This is a genomic window from uncultured Amaricoccus sp. (assembly GCF_937858865.1).
Classification (GTDB): Bacteria; Pseudomonadota; Alphaproteobacteria; order Rhodobacterales; family Rhodobacteraceae; genus Amaricoccus.
In genome coordinates, this window is the sequence record NZ_CALLYO010000300.1 from 1 (window position 1) to 3131 (window position 3131).

Annotated in this window: 4 protein-coding genes; 1 reads left to right on the forward strand and 3 read right to left on the reverse strand. The window is 73.2% G+C overall.

The window, feature by feature from the left end; all coding sequences use genetic code 11:
• Positions 1–271: 271 nt before the first annotated feature.
• From Q0112_RS08495 to Q0112_RS08505, 3 genes are all read right to left on the reverse strand, one after another.
• Positions 272–727, reverse strand: coding sequence for a hypothetical protein (locus tag Q0112_RS08495; protein WP_297973922.1), 456 nt, complete (start codon positions 725–727; stop codon positions 272–274).
• Positions 728–729: 2 nt separating this feature from the next.
• Positions 730–1098: a DUF6152 family protein gene (locus Q0112_RS08500; RefSeq protein ID WP_297973925.1), complete on the reverse strand. Its 369-nt coding sequence runs from the start codon at positions 1096–1098 to the stop codon at positions 730–732.
• Between the two features lie 93 nt (positions 1099–1191).
• Entirely contained in the window at positions 1192–2409 is a 1218-nt protein-coding gene (locus Q0112_RS08505; RefSeq protein WP_297973928.1) for a PQQ-dependent sugar dehydrogenase, read from the reverse strand.
• 219 nt (positions 2410–2628) lie between these two features.
• Between Q0112_RS08505 and Q0112_RS08510 the strand changes: the two genes are divergently transcribed.
• Positions 2629–3131 (forward strand): lipoyl synthase (locus tag Q0112_RS08510; protein WP_297973931.1); only part of this gene is annotated, 503 nt, incomplete at its 3' end.

Sequence of the window (3131 nt, forward strand, 5' to 3'; positions counted from 1 at the left end):
AGGGGAGGGGCGTCGGGGGGCGTGAGAGCGGCGGGCGCCCTCGCGCGGACCTTCGAGCGATCGCCCTGAGGGCGGCGGTCCATCGCGTGCAGGTGCCTCCGGCGGGCGTATTTGAGGCAAGAAGATGGAGCGGGCGCCAGGAGATCGGCGATGCCGCCGTGCCTGGGGTGGCAAGGAAATGTTAACCCGACGAATCCCTTTCAGATCATAAGGTTAGTTATAGTTTCGCGCGCGAAATCCTGATTTTGCAGGGCCTCGACGCGCTCCGCCGTCACAGGTAGCCGAGCATGCGGCCGGCGACGAGGACGGAGAGCCAGATGGCGAGCGAGAGGGCACCGGCCCGGCGCTGGCGGGCGCGCGGGGCGCGGGCGAGGGCATCGCCCCAGGCGAGGGCGTGGGCGAGGCCGAGCGCGACCAGGGTGAGCTTGACCGCGAAGAGCGGCATGGCGACGTAGTCGCGGGCCTGCACGGTGAAGAGGAGGGCGCCGGTCAGGACGGCGAAGCCGGCGCCGAAGGCGGCGACCGGGCGGAGGAGGCGCAGCACGGTCTCGAGGCGGACGTCGCTGCGCCAGAGCCCGACGAGGCGCAGGTCCATGGGGACGATCGCGCCGACGAGTAGCGCGATGCCGACGAGGTGCGCGGCATTGACCGCCGGATAGGTCCAGCGGGCGCGGCGGAGGAAGGACGCGAGCTCGCTCGCCTCGATGGCGGCGGCGAGCTCCTGCACGCTCAGCTCCGGTCGGGGTAGAGGTCGTAGAGCCGGCCGGCGATGATGACCCGCTCGGCCTTCATCAGCCGCTCGTCCGGGTCGCGCGAGCGGTGGCCCTCGAGCGTCACCTCGGTGCCGAGCGCGAGGATCGCCGCGGTGAGGCCGGCGCGGTCGTTGCGGTAGGGCTGGCCGATCTCGGCCGTCCAGAGGCCGTCGGCGGCCTCCACGTCGAGCTCGCCGTGCGGGTTGCCGAGGCGGACGCCGCGGATGAGGCCGGTCAGGGTGAACTCCTCGTCCTCGGCCCAGCCCCAGCCGTGATGCGCCCGCGCCGGGACGGGGGCGAGCGCGGCGGCGGCGAGGCCGCCGAGAACCGTGCGTCGATCGGGCATGGTCACCTCCCCTGTCGCGAAAGGGCGATCATAGCAGCTGCGGCGGTCCGGCCCAAAGCATGCGGGGGCGGCGGGGCGTCATTTCCGCGTGACTCATTCCGGCGGAGCGTCGTTGCTCAGCCGCAGCAGGGCGCCGTCGTCGGCGTCGGTCAGGACCAGCACGGCGCCGTCCGGGGCGACCGCCACGTCGCGGATGCGGCCGGCGTCGGTCAGGAGCCGTTCCTCGCCGACCACCTTGTCGCCGTCGAGGCGGAGGCGGACGAGGGCGCCCGGGCTCAGCGAGCCGACGAGGAGGTCGCCCTGCCACTCGGGGAACATGGCGCCGTCGTAGAAGACCATGCCGCTCGGGGCGATGACCGGGTCCCAGTAGTAGCGCGGCTGCTCCATGCCGTCGCGGGCGGTGACGCCTTCGCCGACAGGCGAGCCGTCGTAGTTCTGGCCGTAGCTGATGATCGGCCAGCCGTAGTTCCTGCCCGGCTCGATCCGGTTGAGCTCGTCGCCGCCCTGGGGGCCGTGCTCGATCGTCCAGAGCTGGCCGGCGGCGTCGAGGGCGGCGGCCTGGACGTTGCGGTGGCCGTAGGACCAGATGGTCGGGAGGGCGCCGGTGAGGCCGGCGAAGGGATTGTCGTCGGGCGGCGTGCCGTCGGCATCGATGCGGACGATCTTGCCGTAGGTGGTCGCGAGGTCCTGGGCGAGCCGGCGCTCGCGCTCGGTGAAATGCTCGCCGGTGGTGACGAGGAGGTGGCCGGCGCCGTCGGGCACGATGCGGGAGCCGTAGTGGACGGCGGTGGGCGAGGGCGGGTCCTGGACGAAGATGTCCTCGACGCCGGTGAGCGAGGCGCCGTCCTCGGCGAGGCGGCCGCGGGCGGCCGCGGTGGCGCTGGCGCCGCCGCCGAGCGGCTTGGCGTAGCTCCAGTAGACGGTGCGGTCCTGGGCGAAGCCGGGCGAGAGGGCGATGTCGAGCAGGCCGCCCTGGCCCTCGGCGCGGACCTCGGGCAGGCCGGCGACCGGCGCGGAAATCGTGCCATCGGCCGCCACGACGCGGAGGCGGCCGGGGCGCTCGGTGACGAGATAGCCGCCGTCGGGGAGGAGGGCGATGCCCCAGGGGTGCTCGAGCGGGGCCGCGATGGTCTCGACGGTGAGCTCGATGCCGGAATCGAGGGCGGGGGCGCGGGTCTGCTCGGGGAAGGCCGGCCGGAAGGCGGGGACGTTGGGCGGGCCCTGGTCGACGGGGGAGTCCGACTGGGCGCAGGCGACGCCGGCGAGGAGGGTGGCGGCGGTGGCGAGGCCGCTGGCGGCGAGGCGGGGCATGGCAGGCTCCTTCGGCGAGGGGTCCGCGGGTCAACGGGGCCGTGCCCGCGGCGTTCCGTCACGATAGCGGACGGTGGCCGGCCGCGCGGTTCATTCCGCCGTGAGCGGTTGCAGCCGCCGCCGTGGCGGGGCGTCGTTTTTGCGCGCTGACTTTCCCGCGGCGCGGTCCTATGGTGGCGGCGATCGACACGGGTGATCGGGACGGGCGAGGATGCGGGAATGACCACGACACGCGATCTTCAGGACCGCGCGCAGCGCCATCCGGAGAAGGCGCACCGGGCCGATGCGCCCCTCCTCAGGAAGCCCGACTGGATCCGGGTGAAGGCGCCGACCTCGGAGGGGTACAGGAAGACGCGCGACATCCTGCGCGAGAACCGCCTCGTCACCGTCTGCGAGGAGGCGGGCTGCCCGAACGTCGGCGAGTGCTGGGGGCAGGGGCACGCGACGATGATGATCATGGGGGAGGTGTGCACGCGGGGGTGCACCTTCTGCAACGTGGCGACGGGGCGGCCGGATGCGCTCGACGTCTTCGAGCCGGCGCGGGTGGCGGTGGCGGTGGAGAAGCTGGGGCTGAACCATGTGGTCATCACCAGCGTCGACCGCGACGACCTGGAGGACGGCGGGGCGGAGCATATCGCGCAGACGATCCGGGCGGTCAGGCGGAAGAATCCCGGGACGACGATCGAGGTGCTGGTGCCGGATTTCCTGCGCTGCCCGCCGAG

Bases quoted from the DNA above. Each gene is read 5' to 3' on its own strand.
- Q0112_RS08500 (WP_297973925.1), bottom strand. From the start codon at position 1,098: ATGCCCGATCGACGCACGGTTCTCGGCGGCCTCGCCGCCGCCGCGCTC.
- Q0112_RS08505 (WP_297973928.1), bottom strand. From the start codon at position 2,409: ATGCCCCGCCTCGCCGCCAGCGGCCTCGCCACCGCCGCCACCCTCCTC.